Consider the following 15683-nt stretch of genomic DNA (forward strand, 5'->3'; position numbering starts at 1 on the left):
CACCCGACTTAAACGGCGCGACACGCGCTCAGAACAGGCCGAGGACGACCTGCGATGCGGCGCCGACCAGACTCTCCCAGACGGAGAAGCCGACGACCATCGACAGAACCGTGTCGAGCCCGAAGAACGCGAACAGCGCGGCCCCAGCGAGGTGGGCTTTGCGAACGTCGAACCGCCGCGACGAGCGGTGGAACAGGTAGGCGTTCGCGAGGCTCACCGGGATGATGACGAGCATCTCGCCGACCCAGATGGCCGACGTGGCGCCGTACTGCGCGGCGAGTCCGATGGTGACGAGCTGCGTCTTGTCGCCGAACTCGCCCGCGGCCATCATCGCGAAGATCGAGAGGAAGCTCCCGAACCGCCCGGAGAACTCCTTTCCGAGCAGCGTCACCTCGCCGTCGATGGCGCCGAGCAGCGAGGTCCCGCCGTCCGTCTCGGCGGGGCGCCCGTCCGTACCCGGTGACGGGGTCGAGTGGAGTAGCAGGACCGCGAACAGGAGGAACATCCCGGCGGTGAACGCGTCGAGGAGGAACTGCGAGAGGACTCCCTGGATCGCCGCGCCGAAGGTGATCTCGACGGCCGTCCAGCCCGCGAACGCGGTTCCGGCGGCGGCGACGACGATGGCCGGCCGGTATCTGGTGGACAGTCCGGCGATAATGAACTGCACCTTCTCACCGGGGAGGACGGCCAACTGGGCGACCGCCGCGACGACCACGAGTTCGAGGTAGCCGGTCACGCGTCGCTGGGTTTCAGGGAGGCCTCGTCGCCGGACTCGGACCGAACGCGCACGGACGCGGCGACCGAGTCGGGAAGGCTCTGCTCCTCGCCGGCGACCCGGACGGTAACCATCCCGAACGGCGCAACGTCGACGATGGTCGCGGCGGTTCCGGGCGTGATACCCGCGCGTTCGAGGTACTCGAGCTCCTCGTCGTCGCGGTCGCTCACGCGGGCGATGACGATGTCGTCACCCACCTCGAAGTCGGTGAGTGGTCGGGTGTCCGAGTCGGACGGGGGTTCGAGATCCGCGCCCGGAATGGGGTCGCCGTGGGGGTCGATCGTCGGGTTTCCGAGCACCTCGGCAACGCGCCGCTCGAACTCCTCGCTGATGTGGTGTTCGAGGATGTCGGCCTCCTCGTGCACCTCGCTCCACGAGTAGTCGAGCTGCTCGGCGAGGTACGCCTCGAGCAGTCGGTGGTGCCGGATGACCTCCAGCGCGACGGTCCGCCCCTCCGGCGTCAGCTCCGCGCCCTTGTACTTCTCGCGCTCGACGAGGCCACGTTCCGTGAGCGTGTCGAGCATGCTCGTCACGGTCGGGGGCGTCTTGTCCAGCCGTTCCGCGATAGCGGAGGTTGAGACGGGGGGACCGTCCTCGGTCTGGAGGACGTAGATCGCCTTCAGGTAGTCCTCCATCACGTCGCTCAGCATGTCCCGAATTAGTTGCGTCTAATCCTTATGCTTGGCGGACCGAACGGGTCAGATCCCCTGTCCCATGAGGTGGCTCCGGAGCACGTCCGGCGTCTTCGCGCCGGCGTCGGGGTTGACGACGACGACCTCGTCGTCCTCGTCCAGTTCGCTGTCCTCGGCCAGCGCCCACGCGCCCGCGAGCGCGACGCCGCCCGGGCCGCCGACTTCGAGCACCTCGGACTGGCAGACGGTCACGGCGCTCTCCAGGGCGTCGCCGTCCGGGACGGTGAGCGCGTCCCCGTCCACCTCCGCGAGCGCGTCGAGCGCTCGGTCACCGCCAGCCGGGTCCTCGATCTCCAGTTCGCCGACGATGGTGTCCGGACCCTCCCACGGTTCAACCGCGTCGGCATCCGCCCGCCACGCCGCGGCGATCGGCGCACACCCCTCCGGCTGGACGGCGTACACCGAGGGGAGTGCGTCCGCGGCCCCGACCGTCCGGAGTTCCCCGAACCCCTTCACGAGCCCCACGAGCAGTTCGCCGGTGCCGACCGGAACGACGACCGCGTCGGGAACACCGACGTCCGCGAACAGTTCGAACGCGACGGTCTTCGCGCCCTCGTGCCGGTACGGCGTGGTGAACTCCTGGAGCGAGTAGTACTCCGTCTGGAGCTGGTCGTCGACCGCCGCCGCGGCGTCGCCGTAGCGGCCGCCAACCACGCGCATGTCGCCGCCGTGGACGTTGACCATCGCCTTGTTCGAGAACGCCGTCCGCGACGGGACGAACGCGTACGAACGGAGGTCCGCCCGACCGGCGTACGCGGCGGCCGACTGGCCGGCGTTGCCGGCGGCCGCGAGCGCGAGCGGTTCGACCCCCCGGTCTGCGGCGGCGGTCACGGCGAGGCTCGTTCCGCGGTCGATGAACGTTCCGGTGGGATTGCGTCCCTCGTCCTTCACGTAAGCGGCAGCGACGCCGAGTTCGCCGGCGAGTCGGTCGGTCCGGACGAGCGGCGTGTCGCCCTCGCTCGCCGACAGTCCCGCCGAGGCGGGAAACGGGAGCAGCGCGTCGAAGCGCCAGTGGCCCGGCCGATCGTCCGCGCGGCCGACCCCTCCGCCGTCGCCAGTGAACTCCCTGGCGTCGACCGTGTCGTAGTCGTACGCCGGGTCGAGCGATCCCCCGCACTCCGGACACCGGCCGTGTTCGTCGGCGTCGAACGACGCGCCACAGCCCGTACAGCCGAGCCCGCGGAACGCATCCGTCGTTTCCATGCCCGCGGCTTCGACTCGGCGGGCATAGTGGCTTCCGTTCGGCCGTGAGGCCCCGCCGCCCGCGCATGGAACGTTCCCGCTTGCTTTCCGGTCGCTCCCGCCGCCTGCTCACTCCTCGCGGTCGAACGCCTCGTGGCCGTGTCGCTGGATGGAGTCGAGCAGCGCGTCCCGCTGCTCCCGGAGCTCCGGCGTCGGCCGGTCGTAGACGTGCTCGAACATCGACGCGGGGTCGGGTTCGACCCCCTCGCCCGCCTCGATCACCTCGGCCACACGTTCCTCGACCTCGTCGGCGATCGCGTCGATCCGTTCGTCGTCGAGCAACCCCCGCCCGCGCAGGAACGCCTCGAACCGCGGAAGCGGGTCCCAGCGCCGCCACCGCTCGAGTTCCGCCTCGTCGCGGTACACCGACGGGTCGTCGGCGGTCGTGTGGGCGCCGAAGCGGTATGCCACGGTCTCGATCAGGGTCGGCCGGTGGTCGACGCCGTCGTCCGCTCCCTCGTGGGGGGTCCCGCCCTCACGGGCCTTCGCCGCCGCCCGGCGAGCGGCGTCGTACACTGCCAGCGGGTCCATCCCGTCGACGCGGACGCCCTCGAAGCCGTACGCCTCGGCCTTCGCCGCGTACGACTCCGAGGCGGTCTGGCGGTCGCTCGGGACCGAGATGGCCCACTGGTTGTTGGTGCAGAAGAAGACGCTCGGCGTGTCGAACACCCCCGCGAAGTTGAGCGCCTCGTGGAAGTCGCCCTCGGAGGTCGCGCCGTCGCCGAAGAACGTCGCGGAGACGCGGTCCTCACCCCGGTAGTCGAAGGCCATCGCCGCACCGACGGCGTGCGGGATGTGGGACGCGATGCCGATGGCCAGCGGGAACACGTCGATGTCGGCGAGCGCGGCGGTCCCCTCCTCGTGACCCATCCAGAACGAGAGGTAGCCCGGGGGGAACCCCCGCGCGATGACGGCGCCGTGCTCGCGGTACTGGTAGAACACCGGGTCGTCCTCGCGCAGCGCGTGGGTGGCTGCGACGGAGACGGCCTCCTGGCCGGCGATGGAGGCGAACGTCCCGATCCGGCCCTGGCGCTGGAGGCTCACCGCCCGCTCGTCGAACCGCCGCGCCGTCCGCATGTCGCGGTAGATGTCGAGCAGAACGCCGTCCACGATGTCCGGTACGGTGCGGACCGGGACCCCGTCCGCGTCGAGCACGCGGTACACCTCGCCCATCGGGTCGTCCGCGTCGGCTGCCGTCTGCCCTGACGTGTCGGCTCTACGGTCCTCCGGCGCGTCAGCTCCGTCCCGACCTGTCATGTGGGCAGGTGTCGCTCGAACGGCGTATCGGTTCCGGTCGGACAGCCGGTTTCCCGCCGAACGGGGGAACGGTCGAACGCCCTCGATCAGAGCAGCCGTCGGAACTCCCCCAGCGGCGGGAACTCCAGCGTCTCGTCCGCGTCGTCGTCGCGGACGACCGGGCGGAGCGCGTTCGCGTCGGTCACGAACGGCGAGTCGAAGTCGCGCGTCCCCATGCCGTTCACCGTCACGCCGGCGGCGAGTCGGGTGAACGACGGGAGCATCAGCACGTCGGTCCCCCTGAACTGACCCGGCCCGTAGAGGAAACACGGCCGGCGCTGCCCCTCGATGTCGATTGTCGGGTGGTCGTGGCCGACGACGTAGCAGTCAGCGTCCTCGTCCCGCGGCGGCGCCTCGTGGCCGTGGCGGACGACGACTCGTTCCCCGCCCGCGTCGAGCGCGTAGGCGTCGTGGATCGTCCCGTCCCACACCTCCGAGAGCAGGGTGTCGTGGTTGCCGGCGACGACGACGGGCGTCGCTCCCTCGTCGCGGCAGACGTCGGCGAGGCCGGCGAGCGACCGGTCGCTCGCGAGTGAGACACGGCCGAACTCGTGGAGCACGTCGCCGGCGAACACCACCTCGGTCGGCGACCACTCCGCGAGCAGGGCGCGGAGTCGCCCCTCCAGGTCCGCGCCCTCGCCGAGCGGGTACTCGACGTCGGAGGCCTCGGCTCGACCGACGTGGAGGTCGGCACAGACGAGCGCATCCGCCTCCGGGAGGTGGACTGCGCGGTCGCGAAAGCGGAACGTCGGCACGGGTCGCGAGTGGCGCCCGAGGGGCTAAGGGATGTCGCCGGGGGCCGAGTCGTCGGAGGGGTCGGTGACGGACCCCGCGCTGAGGCGGCGGAGCCGGCGGTGCAACCCGTGGACCGGGGCGAGGGAAGCGACACGGGCTTGTGCCCCCGGTTACTCCTCGGGGACATGGAGGTGACCACCGACGGGCGGTTCCGGGTCCTGTCCCGCGAGGGGGACGCGTACGTGCTCGTCGATCTCGCGCCCACGGAGGACCCGGCGGACGCGTACGAACCGATGCGCGTGGCCGCCGAGGGCTACGAGGGGGAACTCGGCGAGGCGGTCGCGGCACTCGAACCGGGGTTCGTCGTCGACGCGGAACTCGCCTGGACCGAGGGGGACGCGCGGTTCGCGTCGCTCTCGGTCCGTCGGCGTGGCCGGTTCCTGTTCGCCGACGACGTCGAGAACCTCTTCGAGGCCGCACGCGACACCTGGCAGGACGCCCGGGCGGCCGGCGACGGGATGGCCTCGCGGGTCACGCACGACACCGACGGGGAGCCGAACGGCGCCCTGTACGTCTTCGCCGACGCGGGGGCGCGGGACCTCCTCGCCGAGTTCCGGAACGGAACGACCCCGGTCGAACCGCTCGTCCAGCGGGTGAACGAGCAAACCGGGGACGTGGAGGGGGAGAGCGGGAGCGGGGAGACCGCGAACGACGAGGGCGACGACCCTCCCGAGCGCGAGGTGTTCGTCCTCCGGCCCGCCGACGGCGCGTTCGTCGTCGTCTACGTCGCCTTCGCGAAGGACGGGTTGCTGGCCCGGACGGTCCGGGACACCTACTTCTGAGCTGACGCTCCCGCCTCGATCCAGGCGACGAGCATCTCGCGCCCGGCGGTCGCGCCGGTTGCCACGTACCGGGACGCGCAGGCGTTGCCCAGGGCGAGCGCGTCGTCCCAGTTCCTGGGCGGGTAGGGCTCTGGTCCCGTGTACCAGCCAGCCGATGCCCACCTCGTAAATCTTGAATAGGTCACTCGCCCAACTGGATTACATGGGTCTCCCCGCCTCCCTCCGGCCCCGACGTACCCTCGCGCTCCCGTTCGTGCTCGTCTCGTTCCCGCTCCTGTGGTTCGTGATGCGGGAGGCCGGTATCGGCGCGGCCGGTCGACCGGTGACCGACGTCCTCCCCCGCGTCGTCGCGCTCGCCACCGTGGCGCTGGCCGTGAGCGGCGTCGTCGCGATCCTCGTGGACGCGGCACTCGACATCGAGTCCGAGTCCGTACCCTCGTGGGTGCGCCCCCTGGTCAGCCCCTCGAACGGGGCGCTCGCGACGTTCACCGCCGTCTCGCTGGCGCTCGCCGTCTACATCGTCGCCGGTTCGCTGGTCGCGCTCCCGGGTTGGTTCGACGCGCTGGCGAGCGCCATCGGCGTCGTGATCGGGTGGCCGCTGTTGCTGGTCGTGCTCGGAACCTACGCCGTCGGAAACGCCGTTCCGACACTGCAGGACGCGTTCGCGATCCAGGTCGCCCTCGTCGCGGCCGGCGTCGCCCTCTCCGCCGCGTGGATGCTCCTCCTTTCCGGCTGGCTCGCTGGGCTGATCGTTCCGGGCGACGCAGTCAGAACTGGGCCCTGAGGGATTCGAACCTCGATCGTTCCACTCCCTGCTCCGAATCCCTCGCTCCCGATCACGCGGCGCCGACTCGTCGCTAAACTCCTCGCCGTGGCGTCGCGAGAACTGGGCCCTGAGGGATTCGAACCCTCGGCCACCCCGTTATGAGCAGGGCGCTCTGGACCAGACTGAGCTAAGGGCCCTCAGCCGGGTGTTTCCCCGGAGACGGTGAAGTACCTTACCCTCTTCAATACGTCCGCACGGCTCTGGACGATAGGGTCCGTAGAGAAGCGCCGAAGCCAGGACTCGAACCTGGGACAACCTCGTTAACAGCGAGGTGCTCTACCAGCTGAGCTACTTCGGCACGCAGTACTGGATACCGGACTGTATTTGATAGGGCTTTCGTTTCCCCCCGACGGGACCGACACGCTCGTTACGGGTCGGCCAGAACGAGGGGTCAATGACCGAGACGGACCTCGACGCGCTCCTCGCCCGCGTTCGCGAGCGGGTGACGCCCGACGCGGCCGAGCGCGACCGGCTCCGGGCGGCGGCGACCGACCTCGCGGAACGCGCCGCCGCCGCGGTCGCGGAGCTCCCCGCACCCGCCGACGAGGCCGACGTGTTGCAGGTCGGCTCCACCGCCCGCGGGACGTGGCTCGCCGGGGACCGGGACATCGACCTCTTCGTGCGCTTCCCGACGGAGCTCTCCAACGCGGACCTTGAGGAGTACGGCCTCCGCGTCGGCCACGCTACGCTCCCCGACGGCCGGGAGGAGTACGCCGAGCACCCGTACGTGAAGGGTGAATACGACGGGTTCGACGTCGATCTCGTCCCCTGCTACGACGTGCCCGACGCCACGGCGATCCGCTCGTCCGTGGACCGCACGCCGTTCCACAACGCCTACCTCGACGCCCGACTGGACGACGACCTCACGGGCGAGGTCCGGGTCTTCAAGCGGTTCCTGAAGGGGGTGGGCGTGTACGGGAGCGACCTCCGGACGGAGGGGTTCTCGGGATACCTCGCGGAGTTACTCGTCCTGGAACACGGGAGTGCCCGCGGGACGATGGAGGCAGCCGCCGAGTGGACGCCGCAGGTCCGCTTCGACCCCGAGGACCACGGTGTGGGCTCCTTCGACGACCCGCTCGTCGTGGTGGACCCGACGGACCTGGAGCGAAACGTCGCCGCCGTCCTCTCGGCGGACAACCTCGCACGGTTCCAGCACCACGCGCGCGATCTGCTCGCGGAGCCCCGAGCGGACGTGTTCTTCCCGCCCGAGCCCAAGCCGATCGGCGCCGACGAGGTGCGCGAACACGTCCGACGGCGCGGCACCGCGCCCGTCGCCGTCGCCTTCGACGCGCCGGACATCGTCGACGACCAGCTGTACCCCCAGCTCCGACGCTCGATCGACGGGGTTGAGCGCGCGCTCACCGGTCGGGGGTTCGAAGTACTCAGGTCGACGACCGCCGCGACCGACGCGAACGGCGACGAGGACGGCGGTGGCGGGGAGCGAGGTGACGCGGGCGACTCCGGACGGAGCCGCCGCGCGGCGCTCCTCCTCGAACTGTCCCACCGCACGCTCCCCGGCGTCGAGCGCCACGAGGGGCCGCCGGTCCACGTCCACGACCACGCCGCTGGCTTCTACGGGAAGTACGCGGGGACGGACGCCTACGGACCCTTCGTCGACGACGGCCGGTACGTGGTCGAGCGCGAACGGGAGGAGCGCGACGCGGTGGCGCTGCTCGACTCGGACCTCCTGTTCGAGGCCGCGCTGGGTGCCCGGGTGGAGACCGCGCTCCGGGAGGGGTACGAGGTGCTCGCCGGCGAGGACGTCGGGGAACTGGCCGAGAGCTTCGGGGAGGAACTGCGCGAGTACTTCGAGCCGCGCGTCTAGAGGTCGAACCGGTCGCGAAGGTCGTCGACGACCGCCACGGTGTCGTCCTTCGGGTCCTCGTCGGGTTCGATCGGCGGCCGGCCGTCGAACGTCTCGTGGACGACCGCGACGCCCTCGGAGAGCGTGTCGAGACCGTAGCCGCCCTCCAGGACGAACGCGAGGCCGGCGTCGGTCCGGTCAGCGAGACTTCGCATCCGGTCGGTCATGAGGGCGTACCCCTCGGTCGAGACGCGCATCCGCGAGATGGGGTCGTGGCGGTGGGCGTCGAAGCCGGCGCTCACGAGCACCAGGTCGGGGTCGAAGCGCTCGATGGCGGGCGAGACGGCGCGTTCCAGAACGGCGAGGTAGTCGGCGTCGCCGGCGCCAGCGCCCAGCGAGGCGTTCAGGGTGGTGCCCGCGCCGTCACCGAGTCCAGTCTCGGCCGCGTCGCCGGTGCCGGGGTAGAGGCCGTCCTCGTGGACGGACGCGTAGAACACGTCGCCGCGCTCGTAGAAGATGTCCTGCGTGCCGTTGCCGTGGTGGACGTCCCAGTCGAAGATCGCGACCCGGTCCGCTCCGAGCCCGTCGTCCTCGCTCGAATCGAGGGCCGACTGGGCCGCGACGGCGGCGTTGTTCACGAAGCAGAAGCCCATCGCGTCGTCGGCCACGGCGTGGTGGCCCGGCGGGCGACTGAGTGCGAACGGCGTGTCCCGGCCGTCCTCGCCGGCGAGGGCGCGCTCCGCGGCCCACTGGGCCTGCCCCGCGGCGGCCAGCGCGGCGGCCCAAGTGCCGTCGCTGGCGACGGTGTCCGGGTCCCAGTTGCCGCCGCCGGACTCGCAGAACGACTCGATCTCGTCGACGTAGTCGTCGTCGTGGACGGCGGCGACCGCCTCGCGGGAGGCCGGGTCGGCCTCGACGTACTCGACGCCGTGTTTGCGCTTGAGGCCCTCCTTGATCGCCCTGAGGCGGTCGGGGTTCTCCGGGTGCCGGGTACCGGTGTCGTGGTCGAGACAGGTCTCGCTGTAGCCGAAGCGCATCTACTCGAAGAGGGCGAAGTACGTCTCGATGTCCTCGGCCTGTACGGTGCGTCGGTCGGCGTGGTGCGCGAGGATGGCCGCCGCGTGGGCGACGTTGTCGGCGTAGTCCTCGAGGATGTCCGCGAGCGCGACCCGGGCGTCCATCGAGACGCGGTAGGTGTCGTCGATGTCGAGGCGCGCGATGCGGTCGACCGGGGCGATCGGGAGCGTGAGATCCGCCCGATCGACCAGCTGCTCCACCCCGAAGTCCGACGGCATCAGGGTCTTGCGGCCGTCCTCGTCCGCCCGTTCCGCGGCGTCTGCTGCGAGTTCCGCCCCGCGGATCTGGATGCGCCGGGCCAGTTCCTCGGCGGCGTCGGCGCTCACCCGGAGGTCGCCCGCATTCCGACGGATGACCTCGTCCACGGGCGCGAACGGAAGCTCGACACTCATACACATACGCCGGTCTGTGGGCTGTATAACGCTTTCCGTTGCCGGGATAGGTCCGTTCGGTCGGGGTGGGGCGGTCCGACCGGTCCGACACACGTGGCTCGATCCGCCTAATTCTGACGTTGCAGACCACAGCGTTCCGAATCGGGTCCCTCAGAACACGTCGTCGGCGTCGATGGAGCCGTCGTGCTCGACGCCTCGGACCGTCACTTCCTCGCCGAGGCGGAGCTTCGCGCCGGTCTCGACGCTTCGGGTCTCCGTCCCGTTGTCGAGGATGATCGGATCGCCGGCCTGCACGACGGTCCCGGTGAACTCCACGACGCCGCCGCCGTCGTCCGCATCTGACCTGTCCTGGTCGTCCGTCGAGCCGCCCGCGTCGTCGTCCGCCGTTACCGCAGCCGCCTCGTCGCCGAACGACGAGAGGCCGCCCTGTCCGGCGTCGCGCTCGTCGGAACCGTCGCCGGCCCCCGTTCCGGTCGATCCGGTCGGCCCGTCGCCCTCGAGCACCGAGACGGTGGAGCGCCAGCCCGCGGAGGCTTCGAGGTCGTCCTGCCAGCCCTCCTGGACCTCCACGTCGGTGAAGACGACGCGGTCCGCGAGGTCGATGTCCTTGTCGGCCTTCTCACCCCAGAGCGCGACGCGGATCTCGCCCGTCCCGTCCTTGATGCGGACGTTCCGGACCTGGCCCTCCGAGCCGTCGTCGCGGTCGAAGGTCCGCTTCTCGTTCGTCTCGATGACGCCGCCCGCGATGTCGACCGTTTCGTCGAGTTCGAGCGCCGCGATGTCGGTCGTCTCGGGGACGTACTCCACGTCGGCGTCGACCTCCTCGACCGCGCCGCGATTGCCGACGTGGAGTTCGAGTGAGCCGTCGCGCTCGCGGACGTAGCCGTCGACGACCTCGACCGTGTCGCCGGCCTCCAGCTCCTCCGCCCGCTCGGTCTGTTCGTCCCAGAGGGTGACCCGGATGCGCCCCGTCTCGTCGCCGAGCGTGAGGTTCGCGACGCGGCCCTCCGAGCCGTCGTCGCGCGAGAAGGTCCGGACGGAGTCAGTGTCGAGCACCTTCCCGAGGAGGTTGACGTCGGAGGCCCCGAGCGTCAGGTCCTCGACGCGGTACTCCTCGATCGCCTCCACGTCGACCTCGGCGTCGTCGTCCGGTTCGGCCTTGTCGACGGCGACCTCCAGGCCGTTGTACCCCTCCTTCGGCCGACCCATGATCCGGAGCACGTCGCCCGCGGACAGTCGCTCCGCGGCGTCGACGGCCATCCCGTCCCACATCGAGATGGTGATCCGGCCGGACTCGTCGGCCACCTCGACGTTGAGCACGTGCCCGTCCTCGTCCTCGCCGTCGCGCTCGAAGGTCCGGACCTCGCCGACCTTCATCACCTTCGCGAGGAACTTCACGTCGTCCATCCCCGGCTTGATGTCGGCGACGGAGTTCACCTCCTCGTCGCGGAGTTCGTGCGCGATGAGCATGGCGGCCGTCTCCTCGTCCGCGAGTCCGCCCATCTGCTCCACCTTGTCCTCGACCGCGGCCTCGAACTCCTCGAACGGGACGTCGGTCTCCACGTCGTCGTAGACGTCCTCGATCACGCCCATAATCCTGTTGCGTTCTCGGCGGACGCGTCGCTTAAGGGTTGTCGTTCGGTCGGTACGGCGGGACTATCGGGCGGTTGGCGCGGTCGAGCGCCCGGCCGGTCGCGAGCGCGGACGCGGCGGACCACTCCACCGCGAGGGAGGGGAAACATGGTACGCCCTGCTCCCGTCCTCGCCAATAAACTCTGGCTTCGTCCCCCGGGCTGTCGTCACGCTTGTCGTCACTCGCGCGTGGCGTGGGCGGCCTCGCTCTGCTCGCCCATCGACTCGTGGACGACGCTGACCTCGGTCGGGAGGCCGCCCTCGAAGGTGAAGGTCGATTCGTAGCCGCGGTGGACGATCTGCTGGGTGCACGACTCCGGCGTGTCCCCGCCGGCGGTCGTCGTCACCTCGATGGTGAGGAGGTCGTCCCCAGCGTCGTACTCCGCGTTCGCCAGGGTCGCCTGCTGGCAGCCGTTCTTGCCCGTGATACAGCCGGTGCAGGTCACGGCGTCGGAGCCGAAGGAGATGCCGGCGGTGCCGGCCTCCTCGGCGGCGCAGTCACCCGTCGTCTCGAACGCACTGTCCGAGAGCACGGGCGACGATCCGGGCGTCCCGGTGGTGTCGTCCGGCGTCCCGGTGCCGCTCGGCGTCCCGTCCGGGTCCTCCGAGGGCGTCTCGCTTCGCGTGTCGGTCGGTGCATCCGTCGGCGTGTCGGTGTCGCCGCCTCCGTCGCCACCCCCGCCGCCCGCGCCGAGACAGCCGGCCGTGACGCCGAGCCCGGTCGTCGCGACGAGTCCGGAGAGGAACCCTCGTCTTTCCATGTCGATTCCATGGGGTGGGTGGAAGAAAAGAACGGGGTAGACACAAAGTGCCGTTTGTGCCTCCGGCGCAGGGGGGTCGGCGTATCGTAACAGTCTTACGTGGTTCGGCTGTACGCTTTGATGAGTCCCGGTAGGGTAGTGGACCATCCTATTGGCTTGCGGAGCCAGTGACCGGAGTTCAAATCTCCGTCGGGACGTTTCTGACGCCGCAACTTCGACGAGCGGAGCGAAGGTCTGCTCCGTTCGGCCGGACGTACACTGAGGTTCTAGCGGACGCTGTCCTCGCGACGAGAGACACACGTTTTACCGGACAAACCCGAACTCCGCACAGTGACCGAGTTCCGTGCCGCGCTCCGGGCCGGCGTCGCGCTGTACGACGCCGGGGAGTTCCACGCCGCACACGACCCGTGGGAGTCGGCGTGGCTGCCGCTCGAATCCGGGACCGACGACGAGCGGCTGCTCCACGGGCTCATCCAGTTCACGGCGGCGCTCCACCACGCACACGGACGGAACTGGAGCGGCGCCGTCGGCCTCGCGGGGAGCGCCCTCGGCTACCTCGCCGACCTCCCCGCGGAGTACCGCGGTGTCGACGTGGCGGCCGTTCGGACGTCCCTCGGAGCGCTGGAACGCGACCCGGAACGCGTCGAGCGCGCGCCGCCGCCCGTCCTGACCCACGAGGGCGAGGCGCTGGCGTACGCCGACCTGGATCTCGAGGCGGCGTCCGTCGCCGCGGAGGTGCTCGCCGAGGAGTACGGCTTCGACGAGGAGGTGATCGCCGACGCGGTCGACTACGCCGGGGAGGAGTTCGGAACGGGCCGATCACGGTTCGCGGCGATGCTGTTCGATTTCCTCGACGGGGAGCCGACGCGGGCGTTCGTGTTCGACCGGCTGGAGAAACACGTGGAGCGGAAGCGGCGCGAGGAGGAGGACGTGGCCGGGCTGTTCGAGGAGCGCGAGGCCGAGCGATAGCGAGGCCTCGGGAGACGACTGCGGGCTCGTGGGCGGGCCGCCGAACTGTTGTGTAACATGAGACGGGGCGGCGTTCCGCAGGAGAAGCTGACTCAGACGCCGTCCTTCGGGTCGCCCTCGAAGGTGAACTCGGCGGAGTTGTCCTGGGGCTCGTAGCCGAGGACTTCACGGGCGCGGTCGATGGAGTAGTACTTCCGGTCGTTGTCGGAGATGCCGAAGACGATCTCGTAGCCGTACTCCGCGCGGAGGCAGCGGTCGAACAGGTGCGCGCAGTCCCGGTGTGAGAGCCACATCGCCTGCCCGCGCTCGTACTCCTTCGGCGGGTGGCCCTTTGTGAGGTTCCCGATGCGGACGCAGGCGACGGAGATGCCGTGCTCGTCGTGGTAGAACCGCCCGATGATCTCGCCCGAGGCCTTCGAGACGCCGTAGAGGTTCGACGGGCGCGGGAGTTCGCTCCCGTTCAGTTGGTACTCGTCGTCCGCCCGGTACATGTCCGGCGTGCGCTCGTCGGTCTCGTAGGCGCCGACGGCGTGGTTCGAGGACGCGAACGCGACGCGCTCGACGCCGGAGTCGGCGGCCGCGTCGAACACCGTGTGCGCGCCGTCGATGTTGTTCCGGAGGACGGAGTCCCACGGGGCGGTCGGGCGGGGGTCGCCGGCGAGGTGGATGACCGCGCCGACGCCGTCGACCGCCTCCCGGACGGCCTCCTCGTCGGTCACGTCGCCGATCACCACGTCGTCGTCGGAGACGCCGTCCGGGATGTCCTCCTCGGCCAGGGGCTCGCGGTCGAGCAGTCGCCAGTCGTACTCGGAGCCGATGCCCCCGAGGATGGCCTGCCCCACGCGGCCGCCCGCACCCGTTAGAAGCACCGGATCGTCCATTCGGCCGGGAGTGGGTCGGGCGGGGGTAAATATGGGTCGGTCGCTATCGGGAGTCGGAACCGGGCATCGCGGCATGCGGCGTCGTCCGTCGTGGCGGCCCGGTACGCCTTTGGCGCCCGATACGTAGGGCGACCCATGGTCACGGACGCCCAGCAGGCGTGCTTCGAGGCGGGGATCAAGTTCGGGTCGCTGTACCACCAGTTCGCCGGGACGCCCGTCTCGCCCGACAGCGCCAGGTCGCTGGAGCGGGCGATGGCCGAGGCCATCGAGAACCAGCCGCACTGCGAGTCGGTCGTCGTCCGCATCGACGACGTGGCCGTCGCGGACGCGATCGACCACGAGAACGGATACACGGAGCTGACGGGCCGCCTGATGGAGGTCGAGATGCGCATCCGGTATCGGGGTACGACCGTCCGCACGCGCATGGAGATGGAGGAAGGCTACCCCTTGATGAAACTGATCGGCGTCGAGGGCGGCGACGGGGGAGAGACGACCTGAGCCGCCGCGCTTCACTTTCACTTTCGGGCGACCGTTTAAACGGAAACGGGCCGAATAGCGTGTATGGCACAGACCACGTTCGACGAGGACGAGCTGTTCGGCGAGGCGACCGAGGAGGCCCGCGCGGACGTCGAGGAGCACCTCCGGAACGCCAAGGCGGCGCTCCCCACGGCCGACGCGGTGTGGGAGACCGACGCCGACAACGTTCTCGGCGCGCTGAACGGGCTCCGCTCCGCCCTCGACACGGGCGACGCCACCGAGGAGCTCCGCCAGGCGAAGAAGAGCTACGTCATGGGCGAACGCGCGGGCGCGTTCGAGGACGACGAGGAACTCGCGGCCGAGATCGAGGACGTGACGGAGCTCCTCGGGACCATCGAGGACGCCCACGAACAGGTGGGCGAACTCACGAGCACCATCCCCGGACTCCGGAGCCAGCTCGAGGAGGCGCACGCCGAGGGCGCCGACGCGGAGGCGGACGACGCCGACGCGGAGGAGGCGGAGGCGTAGTCCCCGCGCCGCTCGACGTCCGGTCTACCGCTCTCGCACCGCCGCGAGCACCTCGGTCAGTGCGTCGCTCGCCCGGTCGAGCAGCTCGCCACCGAGCGCCGCGTCCCCCGCACCCGGGTCCCCGACCACGCCGTTCCCGGTGAACTCGTCGCTGTCGTGCGCGAGGTTGACGCCGCGGACCCACTTCCCCCACCGATCCGTCCCGCCCTCGCGCGCCTCGTCGATCCGTTCCTCGCGAACAAGTCCCGGCGCCACGTGTCGGAGCATCGCGGTCTCCAGTTTCCCGCCGTGGCCCATCTCCGCGGAGTGCTCTCCGACGGCCCTGAACCAGGTGAACGAGACCGCGTAGGCGCCGGTCGACCCGTCGCGCGAGACGCGGCGGGCGACCTCGGCCAGTGCCTCGAGGTTCCCCCCGTGACCGTTCACCAGCACGACCCGGTCGATGCCGTGGTACGCGAGGCTCTCCACCGTCTCGCGGACGTACGCGCGGAAGGTATCCGGCGACACCCAGAGGGTCCCGTCGAACGCCCGGTGCTCCTCGGCGACGCCGACGTGGACCGGCGGGGCGACGACGACCCCGTCTCCGGCACGGTCCGAGGCGGCGTTGGCGACGGCCTGGGCCGTCAGCGAGTCGGTTCCGAGCGGCGCGTGGGGACCGTGCTGTTCGGTGCTCCCGACCGGGAGGAGCGCGGCGTCGGGCGCGGCCGCTCGCACCTCGGTCCAGGTCGCCTCGGTCAGCTCCATGGCGGCCGTG

General features: G+C 70.6%; 18 protein-coding genes and 3 tRNA genes. 7 read left to right on the forward strand and 14 right to left on the reverse strand.

All coding sequences use genetic code 11. The features are described 5' to 3' along the window. Nucleotides 1-28 precede the first annotated feature (28 nt). From HUG10_RS17860 to HUG10_RS17880, 5 genes are all read right to left on the reverse strand, one after another. Nucleotides 29-736, reverse strand: a complete 708-nt coding sequence (locus HUG10_RS17860) for a TMEM165/GDT1 family protein (protein WP_179170856.1) — start codon at nucleotides 734-736, stop codon at nucleotides 29-31. Further along, nucleotides 733-1425, reverse strand: coding sequence for a metal-dependent transcriptional regulator (locus HUG10_RS17865; RefSeq protein WP_179170857.1), 693 nt, complete (start codon nucleotides 1423-1425; stop codon nucleotides 733-735). Before HUG10_RS17865 ends, HUG10_RS17860 begins: the two co-directional genes overlap by 4 nt. Before the next feature lie 48 nt (nucleotides 1426-1473). Further along, nucleotides 1474-2670 (reverse strand): threonine synthase, encoded by a 1197-nt coding sequence (locus tag HUG10_RS17870; RefSeq protein WP_179170858.1) that lies wholly within the window; start codon nucleotides 2668-2670, stop codon nucleotides 1474-1476. A gap of 108 nt (nucleotides 2671-2778) precedes the next feature. Then, nucleotides 2779-3966, reverse strand: coding sequence for a thiamine pyrophosphate-dependent dehydrogenase E1 component subunit alpha (locus tag HUG10_RS17875; protein WP_179170859.1), 1188 nt, complete (start codon nucleotides 3964-3966; stop codon nucleotides 2779-2781). 86 nt (nucleotides 3967-4052) lie between these two features. Further along, on the reverse strand, nucleotides 4053-4760 hold the full coding sequence (locus HUG10_RS17880; RefSeq protein ID WP_179170860.1) for a metallophosphoesterase: 708 nt from the start codon (nucleotides 4758-4760) through the stop codon (nucleotides 4053-4055). A gap of 165 nt (nucleotides 4761-4925) precedes the next feature. On the opposite strand from HUG10_RS17880, the gene HUG10_RS17885 reads away from it, so the two are divergent. Then, nucleotides 4926-5582 (forward strand): DUF6663 family protein, encoded by a 657-nt coding sequence (locus tag HUG10_RS17885; protein ID WP_179170861.1) that lies wholly within the window; start codon nucleotides 4926-4928, stop codon nucleotides 5580-5582. Here the strand turns inward: HUG10_RS17885 and HUG10_RS17890 are convergent. Further along, nucleotides 5573-5767, reverse strand: a complete 195-nt coding sequence (locus tag HUG10_RS17890; RefSeq protein ID WP_179170862.1) for a hypothetical protein — start codon at nucleotides 5765-5767, stop codon at nucleotides 5573-5575. The genes HUG10_RS17885 and HUG10_RS17890 overlap by 10 nt on opposite strands. 17 nt (nucleotides 5768-5784) lie before the next feature. Here HUG10_RS17890 and HUG10_RS17895 point away from each other — a divergent pair, with 17 nt between their 5' ends. Beyond that, nucleotides 5785-6366: a hypothetical protein gene (locus HUG10_RS17895; protein WP_179170863.1), complete on the forward strand. Its 582-nt coding sequence runs from the start codon at nucleotides 5785-5787 to the stop codon at nucleotides 6364-6366. Between the two features lie 103 nt (nucleotides 6367-6469). Here HUG10_RS17895 and HUG10_RS17900 read toward each other — a convergent pair. Continuing rightward, nucleotides 6470-6545: transfer RNA gene (locus tag HUG10_RS17900), tRNA-Ile, on the reverse strand. 88 nt (nucleotides 6546-6633) lie between these two features. Beyond that, nucleotides 6634-6706 (reverse strand) — tRNA-Asn (locus HUG10_RS17905). A 96-nt stretch (nucleotides 6707-6802) separates the two neighbouring features. On the opposite strand from HUG10_RS17905, the gene cca reads away from it, so the two are divergent. After that, nucleotides 6803-8233, forward strand: a complete 1431-nt coding sequence (cca, locus tag HUG10_RS17910) for a CCA tRNA nucleotidyltransferase (protein ID WP_179170864.1) — start codon at nucleotides 6803-6805, stop codon at nucleotides 8231-8233. On the opposite strand, the gene HUG10_RS17915 is transcribed toward cca, so the two are convergent. The 4 genes from HUG10_RS17915 to HUG10_RS17930 all read right to left on the reverse strand — a co-directional run bounded on the left by HUG10_RS17915 (nucleotide 8230) and on the right by HUG10_RS17930 (nucleotide 12074). Then, a complete protein-coding gene (locus HUG10_RS17915) occupies nucleotides 8230-9249 on the reverse strand; it encodes a histone deacetylase family protein (protein WP_179170865.1) in 1020 nt (339 codons plus the stop codon). The genes cca and HUG10_RS17915 overlap by 4 nt on opposite strands. Further along, on the reverse strand, nucleotides 9250-9681 hold the full coding sequence (locus HUG10_RS17920; protein ID WP_179170866.1) for a histone family protein: 432 nt from the start codon (nucleotides 9679-9681) through the stop codon (nucleotides 9250-9252). A gap of 150 nt (nucleotides 9682-9831) precedes the next feature. Then, nucleotides 9832-11274, reverse strand: coding sequence for a single-stranded DNA binding protein (locus tag HUG10_RS17925; RefSeq protein WP_179170867.1), 1443 nt, complete (start codon nucleotides 11272-11274; stop codon nucleotides 9832-9834). A gap of 218 nt (nucleotides 11275-11492) precedes the next feature. Next, nucleotides 11493-12074: a hypothetical protein gene (locus tag HUG10_RS17930; RefSeq protein WP_179170868.1), complete on the reverse strand. Its 582-nt coding sequence runs from the start codon at nucleotides 12072-12074 to the stop codon at nucleotides 11493-11495. 124 nt (nucleotides 12075-12198) lie between these two features. Here HUG10_RS17930 and HUG10_RS17935 point away from each other — a divergent pair. Both HUG10_RS17935 and HUG10_RS17940 read left to right on the forward strand, forming a co-directional pair. After that, nucleotides 12199-12271 (forward strand) — tRNA-Arg (locus HUG10_RS17935). A 133-nt stretch (nucleotides 12272-12404) separates the two neighbouring features. Further along, on the forward strand, nucleotides 12405-13043 hold the full coding sequence (locus tag HUG10_RS17940) for a DUF309 domain-containing protein (protein ID WP_179170869.1): 639 nt from the start codon (nucleotides 12405-12407) through the stop codon (nucleotides 13041-13043). 92 nt (nucleotides 13044-13135) lie between these two features. Here HUG10_RS17940 and azf read toward each other — a convergent pair whose 3' ends face one another. Then, the gene (gene azf, locus HUG10_RS17945; protein WP_179170870.1) at nucleotides 13136-13924 is read right to left on the reverse strand and encodes an NAD-dependent glucose-6-phosphate dehydrogenase Azf; all 789 of its coding nucleotides are present in this window, start codon (nucleotides 13922-13924) and stop codon (nucleotides 13136-13138) included. A gap of 135 nt (nucleotides 13925-14059) precedes the next feature. Between azf and HUG10_RS17950 the strand changes: the two genes are divergently transcribed. Then, nucleotides 14060-14422, forward strand: coding sequence for a dihydroneopterin aldolase family protein (locus tag HUG10_RS17950; protein ID WP_179170871.1), 363 nt, complete (start codon nucleotides 14060-14062; stop codon nucleotides 14420-14422). A gap of 63 nt (nucleotides 14423-14485) precedes the next feature. Further along, nucleotides 14486-14929, forward strand: a complete 444-nt coding sequence (locus HUG10_RS17955; protein WP_179170872.1) for a DUF5790 family protein — start codon at nucleotides 14486-14488, stop codon at nucleotides 14927-14929. A 24-nt stretch (nucleotides 14930-14953) separates the two neighbouring features. Here HUG10_RS17955 and HUG10_RS17960 read toward each other — a convergent pair whose 3' ends face one another. After that, complete coding sequence (locus HUG10_RS17960) at nucleotides 14954-15673, reverse strand: creatininase family protein (RefSeq protein ID WP_179170873.1); 720 nt, start codon at nucleotides 15671-15673, stop codon at nucleotides 14954-14956. Between the last annotated feature and the right edge of the window lie 10 nt (nucleotides 15674-15683).

The sequence above is a fragment of the Halorarum halophilum genome (genome assembly GCF_013401515.1).
GTDB classification, from domain to species: Archaea; Halobacteriota; Halobacteria; order Halobacteriales; family Haloferacaceae; genus Halorarum; species Halorarum halophilum.